Below are 17,663 nucleotides of genomic sequence, written 5' to 3' on the forward strand. Positions count from 1 at the left end.
GAGCGGGTAAAGGCCACAGTGCAGACCCGTGCTCACGCGCGGGTCACAGCAATCCAGAGAAGCGATTCCTCCCGGCTCTAAAGAGCCGGGGTTCCGCGCTAGATCATGCTGAACAGCAGGATGCCGGTGTGCGGGTGGAGCCGGAGACGCTGCCCCTTGCTCATGGACAGCTGCTGGGAGGGACGGCTGCCGGACGGTGAGGGTCTCACTCAGGCGAGACCCTCACTACGCAACGCGACGAGGGAGAACGCACGACTCAGGACGAGGACGCGCCGACCGCCGGTTCGGGCGGGGCCACGGGGTGTGTGCTTGGGTCACGGTCGAGAACCTGGTCCATCACGGCGCCGAGGGCGTCGGCGCCGAGGGCGTCGAAGCGCTGGTACCGCCACGCCACGTGTCGGTCGGGGCGGACAAGCACGCAGCCATCGCAGTCAACCTCCCGCAGCTGCTCCCATTCACCGTAAGGGTCGGCGGGGCCGCCGGTACCGCGGCCGATGACGTGGACCGTGACCGGCACCCCTGTGCGGGTTGCGACCTCGGCAGCGGCCTCGGCCCAAAGCTCGCCTCCGGGGCCGGTCAGCAAGGTGAAGCCGAGGCCGTCGACGAGGTCCAGGGTGGAGACCGGTATGCCGTCGAGCTCGAGCCTGGCGTGGGGAACACGGGCACCTGGCCTGGTGGTCGCCCGGTAGTGCAAATGCGCGTCGGCTGCGGGCTTCGGCGTTGGTTCGGGGCCTGGGATCATGGCACCGCTGGTGTAGACGTAGCCGAGTTCGAGGCCGTGGGCGTTGAACTGGTAGTCGGTGAGCGTCACCGCGTCGCGCAGTGCCTGGCGGCGTTTGGCCCCGGCCGGTCCGGGCTCGTCGAGGACGGCGAGCGCCGCCCATCCGTCCTCTTCAGACTGGCCCGGCTCCAGGCCGAGCGCCGCATCGATGGCGGCCAGGTCGTTGAGGCTGGTGATCGCCCGCTGGATACCTGCGGCGCCGACCGGCTGACGCTCTGCGGAATAGCTGTCGAGCAAGCCGGGGCCGGCGCGGCCGTCGAGCACGAGTGCCAGTTTCCAGGCCAGGTTGTAGGCGTCGGCGACGGACATGTTCAGCCCCAGCCCGTTGGACGGCGGGTGCCGGTGGACCGCGTCGCCCATACAGAAGATCCGCCCGGCCGAGTACACCGGCGCGACCTGGGCGTTGACCTCCCACCCCGCGGTTCCCTTGATCTTGACGTCGACGGTGTCGTCCCCGATCAGGGCATGCACCCGGCCGACGAGGTCCTCGGTGGTGAGCGCGCCGAGATCGGTCTGCGCGGGGTCGTACATCACCACCATCACGAACTCCGTGTACGGCTTGTGGCAGATCAGGGTGCCCAGGCGCAGCGGGGGCAGCGGACCTGGCATCACGTTCCAGGTGAGTACTCCCGGACGGTGAGCGAAGTACCGGGTCAGGTCTGCTTCGAACCAGATATTCGCTGCGTGTGCGAGCCCGGCCGGGCCGTCCACGCTCAGTCCGGCGGCGTCCAGTACGCGGCTGCGGGCGCCGTCTGCGCCGATCACGTACTGCGAGCGCACCGTGATCAGCTCGCCCGTGGAGCGGTCCCGGATCGTGCTGGTGACCCCGTCGGCGTCCTGCTCAAGGGTTTCCAGTTCGTGACTGAACCGCAGATCACCGCCGACGTCGCGGATGGCGTCCACCAGCATGGGTTCGAAGACTGTCTGCGGGCAGTTCGCCATCGGGCACGGACTCGACGCCTCGTACTCCCCGGCGACCCGGGCGCTTGTTCCCCATGTCTCGGAGCGGATGATCTCCTGGCCGGCGAGGCTGGTGACCCACAGGTTGTTGCGCATGTACCTCTGCGGCGTCGCTACTCTGTGGAAGCGGTCCTCGATTCCGAGGTGGCGCAGGATCTCGACGGTGCGCTGATTGATGATGTGTGCGCGCGGCGTGTGCGCGGTGCCCGGGTGCCGCTCGACGAGCACGTGCTCGACACCGTAGCGCGACAGGGCGAGAGAGGCGGCCAGGCCGGCCGGCCCCCCTCCCACGATCAGGACCGGGACGTCCCACTGCTTTGGAGGCATGTCCACGACTTTCTCTGAACAGGACAGTTGACTGGGTTGGAAGGAATCAGCCCGCGGAGTGCGTGCCGGTCATCAGCGCGGCGAGGTCCTCGGGGTGGAGGAACGAGGGCGGAAGCGGCGGGCCCCAGTTGAACAGGCCTCGGGCGCCGTGCACCGTTTCCGGCTTCCACAGTTGGTCGTCGATAATCTCGTCGAGGTCGGAGTAATACTCGGAGAAGTTCCCCGCGGGATCGCGCAGATACCAGAAGAAGTTCGAGCCGATGTGGTGGCGGCCCAGCCCCCACACATGGCGTTCGGGGTGGTCTTCGAGCATCGCCATCGCGCCACGTCCCACCTCGTCGATGTCGTCCACCTCCCAGGCAGAGTGGTGCAGGAAGCTCACCGGCGCCGACTGCACCAGCACGTTGTGGTGGTCGTTCGAACAGCGCAGGAACGCGGCGAGCCCAGGCACCTGGTCCGTCACCTTGAAACCGAGGCCGTCGGTGAAGAAGCCGCGGGTCGCCTCCTCGTCGGTCGAACCGATCACGATGTGGCCGAGCTTGCGGGGACGGACCCGGTACTCGCGCTGGATCCCGGGCGCCCGGCCGTTGGGCCGGTCGACCCGGCCGGGACCGTTGTAGGGCGTCGCCGGAGTGGATGGCTGGATCAGGTGCTGGGCGACGCGCAGAGTGGCCCGGACCCCGGTAACCGGCTCGACCGCGGACAGGGCGTCGGCCGAGCGTTCGGCTTGCACACCGAACTTCTCCAGGCTGCTGGCCACCTTGTCGAGATCGTCGGCGTCGTCGACGCCGATCTCGACGCCGAGCAGCCGACGAGACGGCGCGTATTCGAGGCGGAGTTGTTCGCCGCCGTCCTGGGTGGCGAACCGGCTCGGTGCCACCTGCTCCAGGCCGAAGTCTGCGTAGTAGGCCGCGACTTCGGCAACGTCCGGAACTCCGATGGTGATAGAGGAGAGTCGGTGCAACGGCATAAGTTTTCCTTATCGATGGGGCACAGGAGAAGAACCGGTGGGCATCCTGTCGTACTCACACGCAGCCGCCCGGTACGACGAACGGCTGGCGGCGAACGCGCCGCGGCCGTCCCAGGTCCGGCCCGCGTCGACGTCGGCGTACGAGAGGTCGCGCCTCCGGTGGCGGGCAGCACGCCATGATGTGGTGGCGGCCCCGTGGCACCGTGGGCTGGCCGGAGGCCCGGTGGGCCCCGCGGTCCGCCGGCTCCGGCGATGCTCTCTTTGGCTTCGGAAGGGGCCGCCACCACCTCGTGATGACCGCGCGCTACGCGTGGCCGGGCACGTCCAGATCGGCGAATCCCGGGATGAACATGACGGCGCGGTCGATCAGATCACCGTCGAAGTGGAGGACGTCCCAGCCGAAGACATCCTCCGCCCGGTTGGCGACCGGCTGGTGCCAGGCATACATGGCGTAGTCGTTGTGGTGCTCGATGGAGCCGCTCACGTTGAACACGAGACCGCCGAAGTGTTCTTGCAACTTCCCGATCCGGGCGTTGAGGGCATCCCTGCCGACCACGATTCCGTCAGGTTCGACGATGGTCACATCCGCCGTGTAGATCCGGGCGAGCTCGGCGGCCCGGTCGGCCGGGTCGGAGATCGCCCATACGTTCAGGTGGCTTTCGACCAGCTTCGAGACATCTCGCAATTCACTGCTCCTTGTGAATCGGTTGGTCACGGCCAGAGGAGGCAGTACCTGTGGCCGTGTGAGTGAGGTCAGTAGCGCAGCCCGGCGCCGAGGGCGCTCTCCAGCGCCTCCACCGTCTCCTGGTCGGGCCGCCCGACGCCGCCGGAGGCGACCCAGCCGCCGTCGACGACAAGGTTGTGGCCGGTGATGTACGACGCCTCGTCGGAGAGGAGGAAGAGCGCTGCGGAGACGACCTCGTCGGGCGTGCCGATCCGTCCCACCAGGGTCTGCTCCTCGTTCCAGGCGCGCAGCCGTTCGTCGACGCCCGCGCCGAGGATGCCGGAGACGGCCGGGGTGTCGATGATGCCCGGGGAGAGGCAGTTGACGCGGATGCCCCGGGCGGCGAGGTCGACGGCGCAGATCTGGGTGAGGCGGATGACGGCCGCCTTGGCAGCCCCGTAGGCGGCAAGCAGCGGGGCGTTGCGTACCATCCCTGCGCCCACCAGCCCCGAGACGGAGGCGGTGTTGACCACGGCGGCGCCCGGCGACCGCGCCAGATGGGGCGTCGCGTGCTTGGTGACGAGCCAGGGGATGCGCACCACGCCCCGGAAGGTGAAGTCGAAGTCGCTCGCCGACGTGCCGGTGACGTCCCCCAGCCGGGCGGCCGCCGCGTTGTTGTAAAGGGCGTCGATACGGCCGAAGCGCTCCACGGCGGCGCCGACCAGCTGGACGACGTCGTCCTCCACGGTCAGGTCCAGGCCGCCGAGGGAGAGAATCTCCCCGCCGATGTCGCGCACGAGCCTTGCGGTCTCGGCGGCCGCGTCCGCGTTGAGGTCGCAGCCGACCACGCACGCGCCCTCGGCCGTGAACCGCCGTGCGGCTGTTCTGCCCTGGCCGTCCCCGGTGCCGGTGATGACGACGACTTTGCCCGCGAGTCTCATGCGATGGCTCCCTCGTGCTCGGTTGGTTCGTCCTTCTGCGGGGCCGTCGGTCTGAGCAGGGCGAGTTGTGCGTTGCGTAGGTGGAGCGTGCGGCGGCGGATCGCCCAGCTGGAGAATGCGACTGCGGCGATCAGGGCGATGCCCTGGACGACGGACTCGATCCACGGCTGGACTCCGACCTGCTCGAGTCCGGAGACGGTGAAGGCGAGCAGGAGGACGGCGACGAGGGTGCCGAGGACGTTGTAGCGGCCCGGCGTGATGGTGGTGGAGCCCAGGAAGGCGGCGGCGAACGCCGGAAGCAGCAGGGTGGCCCCGGTCTGGTTTCCGGCGGCGCCGAGGTTGGCGCCGTAGAGGGCTCCGCCGACGCCCGCGACGAGGCCGCCGACCAGGAAGGAGGTCACAATCCTCAGGTCGGGGCGGATTCCGGTCAGTTCGGCGGCCCGTCGGTTGGCGCCGACCGCGAGCAGCTGCCGTCCGATCGGGAGGAGTTGCAGGGCCACGGCGAGCACAGCGGCGGTCGCCAGCGCGACGATCACGGTGACGGGCAGGTTGAACACCTCTGCTCGGCCGATCGCCACCAGGTCGGTGGGCGCGCTGGGGATGTCCTGCTGGTGGGTGTACAGCTGCCCGAAGCCACCGATCGCGGTGGCCATGCCGAGGGTCGCGACGAACGAGTTGACCTTCAGCCGCGTGACGATCAACCCGTTCAGCAGCCCGACGAGTCCCGAGACGGCGACGGCGATGGCGATGGCCGGCCAGGGTCTCAGTCCCTGCATCTGGCACAGGCCGACGGTCAGGATGGCGGCCAGGCCGGCGTTGGTGCCGATGGACAGGTCGAACTCACCCACGATGAGGGGGATCATCGCCCCGAGTGCCACCATGACGATGATCGCCTGCTGTGCGAAGGTGGCGTTGAAGTTGATCCAGGAGAAGAAGCTGTCCGGCTGCCACAGCGAGAAGACCACGATCACGGCGACGAGTATCATCGGCAGTCCGAACCGGCCGAGCAGATGGAGCACCGCGCCCTCGTCGGCGATCTGCGCGCGGCGGGCGGACCGTGTCAGGAACGCGTTGGCTTCCTGCGGCGCGGTCCGCGTGTCGTTGTTCGCACTCATGTCTGCGCTCCTTTCTGTGCTCCGCCGTAGGCGAGGGTGACGAGTTCGCCCGCCGTCGTCCGCTGTGCGTCGACCTCGGCCACGACGGATCCGCGCCGCATGACGTACACGCGGTCGGACAACTCGGCGACCTCGCTGAAGTCGGAACTGATCAGCAGCACACCGATGCCGAGCTTTGTGGCCATCGCGCGGAGCCGGGCGTGGATGTCGGCCTTGGCAGCGAGGTCCACGCCGGCGGTTGGGTCGTTGAGGACGAGTAGACGTGGCTCGTCGCGCAGCCACTTGGCCAGCACGGCTTTTTGCTGGTTGCCGCCGCTGAACGCGCTGATGGGCTGTTCCGGCAGGGCCGGGTAGACCCCCATCGTCTCGATCAGCTTCGCCGACCGGCGACGCTCCTGGCGGATGCGCAGGGGTGCGAACCACCGCACCGACGGACGCATGAAGAGGTTCTCCCGCACCGTGAGGCTCTCCGCGATGCCTGCGGTGCGCCGCTCGGAGGGCACGTAGGCGATGCGCTTGGCCACCGCCTGCGCCGGTGACGAGGGCGTGGCGGTACGGCCGTCGAACCACATCGTCCCGCTGGTGAGGGGGGCGAGGCCGAAGACGGCTCGGCCGACCTCGAAGGCCCCGGAGTCCGCCAGACCGCAGATGCCGGCGATCTCCCCGGCGCCGAGGTCGAGCGAGAGCGGCCCGAAGGCTGGTGACGCGGCATGGCTGAGCCGCAGCAGCGGTTCGTGTGAACCGCGGGTCCGTGCCGGGCGGGCGGCGGACGCCGCTGCTTCCCCGCTGATCAGCCGGACCAGGTCCCGCTCGGACAGCCCGGCGGCCGGCTCAGAGGCCACGGTGCGCCCGTCGCGGAGGACGGTCAGGGAATCGCAGTGGTCCAGGACGTCCCCCGCCCGGTGCGTGATGAGCAGGCAGGCGACGCCTTCGGCACGCAACCGCCCGAGCAGCTGCAGGAGGCTGTGCACCTGCCGTGCCTCCAGGTACGCGGTCGGCTCGTCGAGGACGATCAGCCGCACCCCGTGGGAGAGCGCGCGTGCCACCGCGACAGCCGTCTGGTCGGCGAGCGGGAGTTCGCCCACCATCATCCGCGGATCGATCCGCATCCCGAGCCGGTCGAGTAGCTGCGCGGCGCGTCGGTTGGTGCGCCGGTCGGAGATCAGACCCGCTCGCCGGTCGAATCCGCCGACCATGGCGATGTTCGCGGCCACGGACATCGTCTGGAAGAGCGCGAGGTCCTGGTGGATGAAGGCGTGCGAGGCGCGCGATCCTGTGCCGTGCGCGGCGTGGACAGGTTCACCGAAGAGCCGGATGCTTCCGCTGTCCGCGCGCTCGACGCCGGCGAGAATGCGCACGAGGGTGGACTTGCCCGCCCCGTTCTCGCCCAGCAACGCGTGGAGTTCGCCCGGGTGCACCACGAGGTCCGCGCCGCCGAGAGCCAGCGTGGCTCCGTACACCTTCTCGACGCCGAGGGCTTCGATGGCCGGCACATCCGTTTCGGTACCTGCTACGGATGTGCCGCGGTCCGTGCGGGCGGTGGAGGCGATCGCCATGGCGGGTCTACTTCTCATCCGCGATCACACTGCTCAGATCGACTCCCCACGCCTTGCTGTACGGCGCCACGTAGTCGAAGAGCGACACCGTCCAGCGGTCGAGCTTTCCGTAGGCGCCGCTGGTCGAGGTGTCCGGGGTCGTCTTCGGGGTCACCAGGTAGACGGCGGGGCCCGCGTCCTTGTCGGTGAGCGGCGGCCGGCCCGAGAGGAGTCGCAGTGCCTGGTCGATGGAGGCGAGCGCCTCCCACGGCTCCACGCTGCCGGTGGCGAACGGCAGGTAGCCCGCGTTCATTGCCGCCATCGACGAGGCACCGCAGCCGGCGGCCGCCAGGGTTCCGTGCTGCAGTTGGCGCAGTGCCCCCGCCGCGGACTGCAGATTGGCACAGGCCGACGCCAGCGCCAGGTACGAGACGTCGGAGTGGGACCTCATGATCGAGGTGACGAGCTGTCCCATCTGGACCGGGTTGGTCACCTGGGCCGCCGTCTCCGTGCCCTCGGTGAGGGTGCAGCCCGGACAGACGGCCTTCAGGAAGTGCGTACCGGCGCCGACCTCAAGCTGGGGGAACTCCGGCGCGCTGAGCCAGTGGACGTTGGTGGACCCCTTGCCGGCGATCGCCAGTTGCGCGGCAGCGGCTGCCTGGTAGAGGTTGGCGCTCTGCGGGACGTAGGCATCGAGGTGCCCGCCGTCGGTGGCCTTCGTCGCGATGCCGCCGATCACGGGGATGTGGCGCTTCTTGGCCTGGGCCAGCTGCGCGCCGATCGTGCTGGGGGCGAGCGCCAGCTGGATGATCGCGTCCGGCTGGTAGGCCAGCGCGGCGTTCATCGCGCGCTGGTTGCCGGCCGGTGTGTAGTCGGAGGCGAAGATCCGCGAACCGATGCCGAGCTTCCGCAGGTACGCTGCGGTGATCGTCGCCGTGTGTGTGCACTGCGGGGAGATCGCCGCACAGGTGACGAGGCCGAACTTGAGCGTCCGGCCGCCTGGCTTGAAGGGGAACGCCTTGACGTCGGCGGCGCGCGGGGCGCGCACCTGCGCGGGATCGACGGTACCCGCGGTGGGACCGTAGAGCAGCTTCGTGCTCGCGAGCTCCACGACCCGCTGGGCGGCGGCGGTGTCCTGCTTGCCGGCGGCGTTGGCCGGCGACGTGGTGGACGAGGAGGGGGCGCAGGCGCCGAGAGCCGCCGCCGCGCACGTCCCGGCGGCAGCGAGACCGACGGCAGTGCGCCACTTGGACGGCCCTGTCCGGATCATCGACATCGATTGCGCTCCTTCCGCCATGCCGGCTCGTCGTCGAGACGGCACATCGGGATCAAGACTCAGTGGTTGGTCGGCGGCCTGAGCACCGCGACGGTGTGCGCGGAGTTCTGCCGAGGCTGGTCGGAGAGCCGCTCAAGCCTGGATGTGGCCCGGTGGGCGAGTGGCCCACCGGGAAGATCGCAGCCACAGAGTCGTCCTCGTTCTGTCCGCAAGTCAAGAAGAATCTCGAAATTTTTTAGAAACATCTTTTTAATTGCAGTGCAGGCACGGGCTTCGTGATCATCGTGGTGTCTTAAGCCCGTTGATCACGAGGTGGCCCGTGCCTGCCGCTGTATCTTCTCCCTTCCCCGCTGTCCTGCTGAAGCTGGGTCCGCTGGACCCGGGCCAGGTCGCTGACCTGCGTCCCTACTTCGACTCGGTGCCCGATCCGCGCTCGCGGCGAGGCCGGTGGTACTCGCTGACAGCGATCCTGCTGGTCTGCGCCTGTGCGGTCGTCTCGAGCGCGAGGAGCATCGATGAGCTGGCCGAATGGGGCGTGAATGCCTCCAGCAGGCTCCTGGTGGTCATCGGTATCCGTCGTCACCTGCTCAGATGGCGGCGCACTCCCTCGCCGGCCACGATCGGGCGGGTGTTGGGGACGGTTGACGGTGACGCCCTGGACCGGGCGGTGGGCACCTACCTCGCGGACAGGCACCGCAGCGCCGTCAAGCCGGCCGACGCCCTGGCGTCGCGGCGCGTCGTCGCCGTGGACGGCAAGGCGCTCAAGGGCTCCGCCCGCCTGGATACGGCCCGCCGTCATCTACTCTCGGCGGTCACCCACAGTCCGGTTGTGACCCTCGCCCAGGTAGAGGTCGGTGCGAAGACGAACGAAACCACGCACTTCAAGCCGCTGCTCGCGCCGCTGGACCTGGTCGGCACCCTGCTGTCCTTCGACGCCCTGCACTCAGTGAAGGCGAACATCACCTGGCTGGTCGAGACAAAGAAGGCGCACTACATCGCCGTGATCAAGACCAACCAGCCGACCGCGTACAGCCAGCTCGCGGCGCTGCTGTGGCGGGACATCGCCGTCCAGCACACCACCTCCGACACCGGACACGGCCGCCGCGAGTCCCGCTCGATCAAGACCTGCTCCATAGCGGACGGGCTCGGCGGGGTCGCCTTCCCCCACGCGGCCCTGGCCATCCGCGTCCACCGCCGCCGCAAGCAGACCGGCAAACGCGAGACCCGGGAGAGCGTCTACGCCGTCACCAGCCTCGATGCCCATCAGGCCGGCCCCGCCGAGCTGGCCGCCGCGATCCGCGGGCACTGGGGAGTGGAGAACTCCTCGCACCACATCAGGGACGTGACCTTCGCCGAGGACGCCTCGACCGTCCATGCCGCGACCGCACCACGGGCCATGGCGACCCTTCGCAACCTCGCCATCGGCGCCCTGAAGATCCTCGGGGCCGACAACATCGCCAAGACCACCCGGGCGATCCGGGTCAAGCCAGAACGAGCACTCTCCATCCTGGGCATCGCCAACGACCAGGACACTCACGGAACTTGATCAAGCCCTGCCTCGTCAGACGAAAACCGCAACGCAGAAGAATTATCGAAATTATTCTTGACTATCGCAATCGGTGCTCACATCATCCCTGTGTCCGGCCTGTGCGGCCGGCCGCTGCACGTCCCGATGAGGAGTTTCCATGGCGAGAGATATGACATCCGTGCCGGACGGTGCATCCCACGGCAGCCGATGGGACGCCGAGTTCGATGTCGTCGTGGTCGGCAGCGGTGCCGGGGGGTTCGCCGCCGCGGTGACGGCGGCGGCCGAGGACGCCTCGGTCGTGGTGCTGGAGAAGGCAGCCACGACGGGCGGGACGACCCGCAAGGCGGCCGCGTGGTTCTGGATACTCAACAACCGGTTCATGCGTGAGGCCGGGATCAAGGACCCGCGCGAGGACGCCCTGCGCCTGATGGCCCGCATGTCCAGGCCGGCGATGTACTCGCCCGACGCGCCTCACCTGGGTATCCCCGAGTGCGAGTTCCAGGCGCTGGCAGCCTTTTACGACAACGGCGACGACGCCGTGACCGCTTTGGAACGCCTCGGCGCGCTCGACGTCGGATCGGGCCTGGACTTCCCCGACTACGCCGCGCACTTGGAGGAGAACGTCCCCAAGCGGGGTCGGGTGCTGTGGCCGGCGGCTGCGGGCGGCGGACAGAGCGGCGGCGAGGAGATGATCCAGCGCTTCGAGCGGGCCGCCGACCGCCTCGGAGTCCAGGTGCGCACCTCCACGCCGGTGGTGGACATCGTCGTCGAGGACGGCGCGGTGACCGGTGTCGTCGCCGGCGGTACTGGCGGCGGACGGATCAGGGCGCGGCAGGGCGTGGTGTTCGCCACCGGCGGCTTCACCCACAACGCCCGTCTGCGCCGGGAGTTTCTGCGCGGCCCCTATGTCGGCGGCTGCGCCGCGGTGACCAACACCGGCGACTTCCTGCCGCTGGCGCAGTCGGTCGGCGCGGAGCTGGCGAACATGCAGCACGCCTGGAGCACACCGATCGTCATCGAGCGGGTGCAGCGCGATCCGCGCGGCGTTGCGGGCAGCTTCGTGCTGCCCGGCGACGGCATGGTCCTCGTCAACCGCAGCGGGGTGCGCGCGGTCAACGAGAAGGCGGTCTACCACGAGCTGACCCACGCCTTCTTCGCCTGGGACACCCGTCGGCTGCAGTACCCGAACCTTCCGCTGATCGCGATCTGGGACGAGCCGGTCGCCACCGGGTGCGCGGGCTCGGACTTCGGCAATCCGGTCCCGCCGCCCGGCGTCGACGGCTACTGGGTCGTGACCGCCGACGACCTGCCCGGGCTGGCCCGCGAGATCGACCGCAAGCTCGAACAGCTCGGGCTGCCCGCCGACCACGACGCTCTCGCCCCGGACTTCGACGACAACCTCGCATGCACCCTCGAACGGTTCCGCGGCTTTGCCGAGACCGGCGTCGACCGGGACTTCCACCGCGGGGAGACCCCCATCGAACTCGCCCTCGCGGCCACGTTCGGCGGCGATGGGCCGAACCCCACCCTGCGGGCGTTGAACCCGACCGGACCGTACTACGCCACTGTGTTGGGCCCCGGAACGCTCGACACCAAGGGCGGGCCACGCGTCGACGTGCACGGCCGCGTGCTGCGCCACGACGGCACACCCGTCGAAGGCCTCTACGGCGTGGGCAACTGCGTCGCCTCACCGTCGGCGGAGGCCTACTGGGCGGGCGGCGCCACGATCGGCCCGATCCTGTGCTTCGCCCACCTGCTCGGCAAGCACGTGGCGCAGCGTCGGCCCGTCCGCGGGGGCAGCGGCAGGAGCTGAACCCGATGTGAAGGAACAGGACATGTCTCGAATGGAGCTGGAGACGCCGGTCCTGATCGTCGCGGGTCGAGACCGACGGGGGCCCGCTCGTACGCCCGGACCGGCACGTTGCCCGGCGGGCCACCCAGCCTCACCCCAATGGCACGGCCGCACCGCACGCCGCCGCGCGAACGCGTCCCCGTCCTGCAGCCTGTGCGCCGGCCGCAGAGCCCGGCCGCAGGTCTCGCGGGAATCGCCGGCGCCGCACCGATCCCCGCCACCATCCGACAGCCGTTCAGCACATCCACCACAGCCGACGAAGGAGTCGACATGACCACCACCCAGGAGACCAGCCTGACCCGTACCGTCCGCGAAATCTTCACCGCCGTGGACAGTGGCGAGGCCGAGGCGGTGTGCGCGTTCCTCACCGACGACGTTCACTTCCGGTTCGGCAGCGCCGAGGCGATCGACAGCAAGGCGGAGGTCGAGGCCATGAGCCGCGCGTTTGACGAGTCGATCGCGGGGATCCGCCACGAGATCCTCGACATGTGGCAGGTCGCCGACGACACCGTCGTCTGCCTCCTGGACGTGCACTACGAGCGGCTCGACGGCAAGAAGCTGACCCTGCCCTGCAGCAACTTCTTCCGGTTCCGCGACGGACTCGTCGACAACTACCGCATCTACATGGACGTCAACCCGGTGTTCGCCGCATAGACCGTCCCGACTTGTGCGGGTGCCGGTCGCCCGCCGCCCGCGAAGAAGCCACATCGCAGTGCATGGTGATCAGATCCAGGAGGTTGAGCACGATGTCGTTGAACGGACTCAAGGGGAAGGTCGTCGTCGTCACAGGTGCGGTCGGCGGTATCGGTTCGGCGGTGGCCCGGCGTCTGAGCCGCGAGGGCGGCAAGGTCGTCCTCGTCGATCTGGACGCCGATGCCGCGAAGGCCGCCGCCGAACTGTTGCCGGGTGACGCGGTGGGCGTCGGCGCGGACGTGAGTACCGAGGGCGGTGTCGAGGCATACATGGCGGCGGCGCTGGAGCACTTCGGCCGCCTCGACGCGGCGCACCTCAACGCCGGATATGCCAGCAGGCTGGTGCCCTTCGCCGACAGCACGACCGAGGACTTCGACCGGGTGATCTCCGTCAACGTACGCGGTGTCTACCTCGGCATGCGCGCCGCCATCCGGCGGTTCACGGAACAGGCCGCCGGCGGCTCGATCGTGGTGACGTCCTCCGGGCTCGGTGTCCGAGGCGGGCAGATGTGGGGTCCATACGCGGCGTCCAAGCATGCGGTCATCGGCATGGTGCGGTCGGCGGCGCTGGAGACGGCCCGGCTCGGCATCCGGATCAACGCGGTCGCTCCGGGTTTCACCGACACCGCCATGGTGCGGCCGACCGAGCAGCTCGTCGGCGTGGGCGACGCCCCGGCGGGGCGGTCCGTCCTGGAGAGCACCGTTCCCCTCGGCCGGTACGCCGCGCCCGACGAGCTCGCCGCCGCGGTGGCGTGGCTGCTGAGCGACGAGAGCTCGTACACCACCGGCGCCGTACTTGTCGCCGACGGCGGTGTGGATGCCAGCGCCGGAGGATTCTTCGCCGCCGCTGAATAGCCACGCCCGGCCAGCCCCACGACCGTCTGGGCTGCCCGGTTCCCCGGCGGGATTCGAGAAGCTCGGCGTCCGGTCCGCGCTGCGGCAAGCTCCTCGAGCGGCGGCCCGTCACCGGCCACCCAGGGGCGCCGCGATCGGGTGACGCAGGAGTTCCACGACATGTTCACCTGCAGCCGCCGCCCCCCCAGCGAACAACTCGACCCAACACTCCGAGCCGCCGTCCGAACGGCGCGAACAAGGAGGTTCGCCGTGCGCTTCACCTTGTGGAACACCGGCAGCGACACCGAGGAGTTCTTCGCCCTGGCCGAGGCGGCCGAGGCCAACGGCTGGACCTCGATGTGTCTTAACGAATCGGTCTTCCAGCCGATCGATGTGAACAGCCGCTATCCCTACAGCGCCGACGGCAAGCGGTTCTGGCCGACCGACTCGCCCTACCTGGAGCCAATGACACTGCTGCCCGCGATCGCCGCCCGCACCACCACACTCCGCGTCTACCCCTACGTCACCAAGCTGACCCTGCGGCACCCGCTGCTCCTGGCCAACCAGGTCAAGACCGCGGGTCTGATCTCGCAGGGCCGGTTCGGCCTGGGCGTCGGGATGAGCTGGATGCGCGAGGAGTACGAGTTCTGCGGGATCGACTGGGACACCCGTAGGCAGCGCTTCACCGAGATGATCGACATCGTCCGGCTGGCGATCAGCGGCGAGGTCGTCGAATACCACGGCGAGGTCTTCGACTTCCCGCCCTTCCAGCAGGCACCCGGGGTCACCTCGCCGGTCCCCGTCTACATCGGCGGACACCAGAACTGGAGCCTGCGCACCGCGGCCCGCCTCGCCGACGGCTGGTGCGGCGTCCCGAAGGGGCTCGCCGAGGTCACCGAGACAGTGGGCAGACTGCTCACGCTCGTGGAGAGGGAAGGACGCTCGGCCGACTTCGAGGTGCACGCCGGCGTCATCGACGCCACCTCCCTCGACGACTACCGGCGACTGAGCGACGCCGGCGTCACCGACCTGGTCTGCATGCCCTGGATGGGCGAGGACATCGCCGACAGCGCGGGCGAGGGAATGCTCTCGGCGACGGCGTTCAAGACCGACTCCCTCAAGCGGTTCGCCGACGAGATCATCTCCAAGTTCTGACTCCACCCACGAAAAAAGGATTTCCCATGGCCACCACCACCGAATTCGACACCCTCGCAGACGAGTTCACCACCGCGATCGCCGAGGCCGACATGGCCACCATGCGCCGGCTGTACACCCCCGACGCGGTCATCTGGCACTGCACCGATGCCATCGAGCTGTCGGTCGACGACCTCGACACTCTGCTCACCGGGATCGGCAGCGTCTCGACGTGCGCGGTCGTGGTGAAGGAACGGCTGCACACCGCCGGCGGATTCGTGCAGACCCAGGAGAACACCTACCAGCTCAACGCCGGTGGTGAGGTCCTCCTGCGCGCGGCCCTGGTCGTCACCGTCACCGACGACGGTCTGATCTCGCGGGTCGACGAGTACCTCGACGGCACGGCGCTCGCGCCGCTGATTGCCGCACTGTCGTGATCGCAGGGGTGAAATAGGGCCGGCTGAGATTCTTCCGGGTGATCGGGGTGTGCCGACCGAGCCCGGCCGGCAGATCGTCCTAACCGGAGCACATGCGACCCTCCCCCCTCTGTTCAACTGTCCGAGCGAACGTTCTGTCGGCATGGAGCTTTGATGACTCGTGCAACTGCCCAAGACGACGACCGGCGGGATCCCGCGGGGCAAGAACACGTGAGCGCGACCAGCGACCACCTCGCCGACCTGGTGCGGTTGGACCGGCTCGGACCGGCCCTGGCCACGGCCCTGGACGACGAGCGCTGGTTCCGGTCCGACGCGACGCTCATCGCCGGCGGAAAGTCCAACCTCACCTTCCAGGTCACGAGCGAGGCCGGCGCGGTCATACTGCGCAGGCCCCCCTCGGGGGCGCTGCTGCCGAGCGCGCACGACATGGGACGCGAGGCGCAGGTCCAGAAGGCACTGCGGAGCAGCGTGGTCCCGGTGGCCGCCGTACTCCTGGAGGACCGCGGCGGAGACCTGATCGGTGCACCGTTCTACGTGATGGAGAAGGTGCCCGGCCACATCATCCGCGCCTCCCTCCCACCCGCCTACGCCGACAACGCGGAGAACCGTACCGCGCTGGCGGACGGGCTGGTCGACGTGCTCGTCGCCCTTCACTCCGTCGACTCCGCCGAGGTGGGCCTGGGGGACTTCGGCAGGCCCACAGGCTTTCTGGAGCGGCAGCTGCGGCGGTGGAGCGGACAGTGGGCGAAGTCGAAGACCCACGACCTGCCCGCGGTCGACGAGCTCGCGGCCCGGCTCGACGCGGCGCTTCCGAAGATCTCCATACTGAAGCCCTCGATCGTGCACGGCGACTACCGACTGGACAACTGTCTGATGGACCTGGCCGATCCCGCCCGTGTCGCCGCCGTACTCGACTGGGAACTCTCCACGCTGGGCGACCCGATGACGGACCTCGGGCTGCTCCTCTTCTACTGGCGTGAGCAGGGCGAGGCCACGTCGCTCCTCACCCCCACCGTGACGACACTGCCCGGCTTCCCGAACCGGGCGCACCTCGCGGAGCGATACGCGACAGCGACCGGGTCCCACCTGGACGACCTCGCCTTCTACGAGGCGTTCGCCCACTTCAAGTTCGCTGTTATCGCGCAGGGCATCGCCGCCCGGGTCGCGGCGGGAGCCATGGCCGGACAGGAGTTCGGCGACCTCGACGCCGAGGTGGTCCGGTTCGCCGAGGAAGGTCTGGCCCGGATCAGCCAGGAAAGAAGCTGATGGACTTCACCCTCTCTGCCAAGGCGCAGGACACTTGCGCCCGCATGTGGGACTTCATGCGCGAAGACGTGTTCCCGGCAGAGCCCCTCTACTACGGATACCTCGCCGAGCACGGCCCGCACGAGCACTCCCCGGTTCTGGAGCTGCTGAAGGAGTCCGCCCGCAGGCGGGGGCTATGGAACCTCTTCCTGCCGACCGTGTCCGGGATGACAAACCTGGAGTACGCCGCCGTGGCGGAGGTCTCGGGGTGGTCCCCGGTGATCGCGCCGGAGGCGATCAACTGCCAGGCGCCGGACACCGGGAACATGGAACTGCTGCACATGTTCGGCACCCACGAGCAGAAACGGCGGTGGCTGGAACCGCTGCTGGCCGGCGAGATCCGTTCGGCGTTCTCGATGACCGAGCCCGACGTCGCCTCCTCGGACGCCACCAACATCACCACGGTGATGCGCCGTGAGGGCGACGACTACGTCGTCAACGGCAGGAAATGGTGGGTCAGCGGCGCCATGGACGAGCGCTGCCGGGTCTTCATCGTCATGGGCAAGACCGACCCGTCCGCGGAGCCCCACCGTCAGCAGTCGATGATCCTGGTGCCGCGGGACACCCCCGGCGTCACCATCGAGCGAGATCTGCCGATCTTCGGCTACCACGACCAGCACGGCCACGCCGAGGTCCTGTTCCGCGATGTGCGGGTGCCCGCGTCGAACCTGATCGGCAACGAAGGGGACGGCTTCATGGTCGCCCAGGCACGGCTGGGTCCCGGCCGCATCCACCATGCGATGCGAGCCATCGGGATGGCCGAGCGGGCGCTCGCACTGATGGCGGACCGGGCCAAGTCCCGGGTCGCCTTCGGCAAGCCCCTCTCCGAACAGGGCGTGGTGCGCGAGCTGATCGCCCAGTCGAGAATCGACATCGACCAGGCTCGCCTGTATGTGTACAAGACTGCCTGGCTCATTGACCGGTACGGCGCGAAGGACGCACGCACCGAGATCGCAGCGATCAAGGTCGCAGCTCCGGCGATGGCGACTTCTGTGATCGACCGTGCGATCGAGGTCTTCGGTGCCGCCGGGGTGTCGAACGACACGCCGCTCGCGTACTTCTACGCCTGGGCAAGAGCCCTACGGATCGTCGACGGCCCCGACGCCGTACACCGCCAGACCATTTCCCGCCAGGAGCTCAAACGCAAGCCGCCGTACATCGGCTGACGTCATCGAACGGACCCCGGCGGACCTCTCCCCGTTGGCGCTGAGCGTGGACCATCGGATAGCTAGCGAGGGGACCCGTGCCTTTAGGCATGGGGGGAATCGCTTCTCAGGACTGCTCTGACCTCAACTGTGCCCACGGGTCTGCA

General features: G+C 69.0%; 15 protein-coding genes. 8 read left to right on the forward strand and 7 right to left on the reverse strand.

Annotated elements, in window-relative coordinates; translation table 11 throughout:
• Window positions 1–256: 256 nt before the first annotated feature.
• From ACFV9O_RS36420 to ACFV9O_RS36450, 7 genes are all read right to left on the reverse strand, one after another.
• Window positions 257–2,068 (reverse strand): FAD-dependent monooxygenase, encoded by a 1,812-nt coding sequence (locus ACFV9O_RS36420; RefSeq protein ID WP_385426224.1) that lies wholly within the window; start codon window positions 2,066–2,068, stop codon window positions 257–259.
• A 46-nt stretch (window positions 2,069–2,114) separates the two neighbouring features.
• A complete protein-coding gene (locus tag ACFV9O_RS36425; RefSeq protein ID WP_385426227.1) occupies window positions 2,115–3,038 on the reverse strand; it encodes a VOC family protein in 924 nt (307 codons plus the stop codon).
• A gap of 304 nt (window positions 3,039–3,342) precedes the next feature.
• The gene (locus ACFV9O_RS36430) at window positions 3,343–3,723 is read right to left on the reverse strand and encodes a nuclear transport factor 2 family protein (RefSeq protein WP_385426230.1); all 381 of its coding nucleotides are present in this window, start codon (window positions 3,721–3,723) and stop codon (window positions 3,343–3,345) included.
• A 68-nt stretch (window positions 3,724–3,791) separates the two neighbouring features.
• Window positions 3,792–4,643 carry an SDR family NAD(P)-dependent oxidoreductase gene (locus tag ACFV9O_RS36435; protein WP_385426232.1) on the reverse strand — a complete coding sequence of 284 codons (852 nt, stop codon included), beginning with the start codon at window positions 4,641–4,643 and terminating at the stop codon, window positions 3,792–3,794.
• Window positions 4,640–5,758 carry an ABC transporter permease gene (locus tag ACFV9O_RS36440; RefSeq protein ID WP_385426236.1) on the reverse strand — a complete coding sequence of 373 codons (1,119 nt, stop codon included), beginning with the start codon at window positions 5,756–5,758 and terminating at the stop codon, window positions 4,640–4,642. The genes ACFV9O_RS36435 and ACFV9O_RS36440 overlap by 4 nt, the downstream gene beginning before the upstream one ends.
• Entirely contained in the window at window positions 5,755–7,314 is a 1,560-nt protein-coding gene (locus tag ACFV9O_RS36445) for a sugar ABC transporter ATP-binding protein (protein ID WP_385426239.1), read from the reverse strand. The genes ACFV9O_RS36440 and ACFV9O_RS36445 overlap by 4 nt, the downstream gene beginning before the upstream one ends.
• Window positions 7,315–7,321: 7 nt before the next feature.
• The gene (locus tag ACFV9O_RS36450) at window positions 7,322–8,569 is read right to left on the reverse strand and encodes a hypothetical protein (RefSeq protein ID WP_385426243.1); all 1,248 of its coding nucleotides are present in this window, start codon (window positions 8,567–8,569) and stop codon (window positions 7,322–7,324) included.
• A gap of 319 nt (window positions 8,570–8,888) precedes the next feature.
• Here ACFV9O_RS36450 and ACFV9O_RS36455 point away from each other — a divergent pair, with 319 nt between their 5' ends.
• From ACFV9O_RS36455 to ACFV9O_RS36490, 8 genes are all read left to right on the forward strand, one after another.
• Window positions 8,889–10,115, forward strand: a complete 1,227-nt coding sequence (locus tag ACFV9O_RS36455; protein WP_385426246.1) for an ISAs1 family transposase — start codon at window positions 8,889–8,891, stop codon at window positions 10,113–10,115.
• A gap of 139 nt (window positions 10,116–10,254) precedes the next feature.
• Complete coding sequence (locus ACFV9O_RS36460) at window positions 10,255–11,910, forward strand: FAD-dependent oxidoreductase (RefSeq protein WP_385426249.1); 1,656 nt, start codon at window positions 10,255–10,257, stop codon at window positions 11,908–11,910.
• Between the two features lie 309 nt (window positions 11,911–12,219).
• On the forward strand, window positions 12,220–12,603 hold the full coding sequence (locus ACFV9O_RS36465; RefSeq protein ID WP_385426252.1) for a nuclear transport factor 2 family protein: 384 nt from the start codon (window positions 12,220–12,222) through the stop codon (window positions 12,601–12,603).
• A 92-nt stretch (window positions 12,604–12,695) separates the two neighbouring features.
• Window positions 12,696–13,496 (forward strand): SDR family NAD(P)-dependent oxidoreductase, encoded by an 801-nt coding sequence (locus tag ACFV9O_RS36470; protein WP_385426254.1) that lies wholly within the window; start codon window positions 12,696–12,698, stop codon window positions 13,494–13,496.
• Window positions 13,497–13,745: 249 nt separating this feature from the next.
• Window positions 13,746–14,630 (forward strand): TIGR03619 family F420-dependent LLM class oxidoreductase, encoded by an 885-nt coding sequence (locus ACFV9O_RS36475; protein ID WP_385426257.1) that lies wholly within the window; start codon window positions 13,746–13,748, stop codon window positions 14,628–14,630.
• Between the two features lie 26 nt (window positions 14,631–14,656).
• A complete protein-coding gene (locus tag ACFV9O_RS36480; RefSeq protein ID WP_385426260.1) occupies window positions 14,657–15,046 on the forward strand; it encodes a hypothetical protein in 390 nt (129 codons plus the stop codon).
• 210 nt (window positions 15,047–15,256) lie between these two features.
• Window positions 15,257–16,312: a phosphotransferase family protein gene (locus ACFV9O_RS36485; protein WP_385426263.1), complete on the forward strand. Its 1,056-nt coding sequence runs from the start codon at window positions 15,257–15,259 to the stop codon at window positions 16,310–16,312.
• Window positions 16,312–17,517, forward strand: a complete 1,206-nt coding sequence (locus tag ACFV9O_RS36490) for an acyl-CoA dehydrogenase family protein (RefSeq protein WP_385426266.1) — start codon at window positions 16,312–16,314, stop codon at window positions 17,515–17,517. The genes ACFV9O_RS36485 and ACFV9O_RS36490 overlap by 1 nt, the downstream gene beginning before the upstream one ends.
• Window positions 17,518–17,663 lie beyond the last annotated feature (146 nt).

This window comes from Streptomyces sp. NPDC059909 (genome assembly GCF_042730885.1).
In the GTDB taxonomy this organism is placed as follows: domain Bacteria; phylum Actinomycetota; class Actinomycetes; order Streptomycetales; family Streptomycetaceae; genus Streptomyces.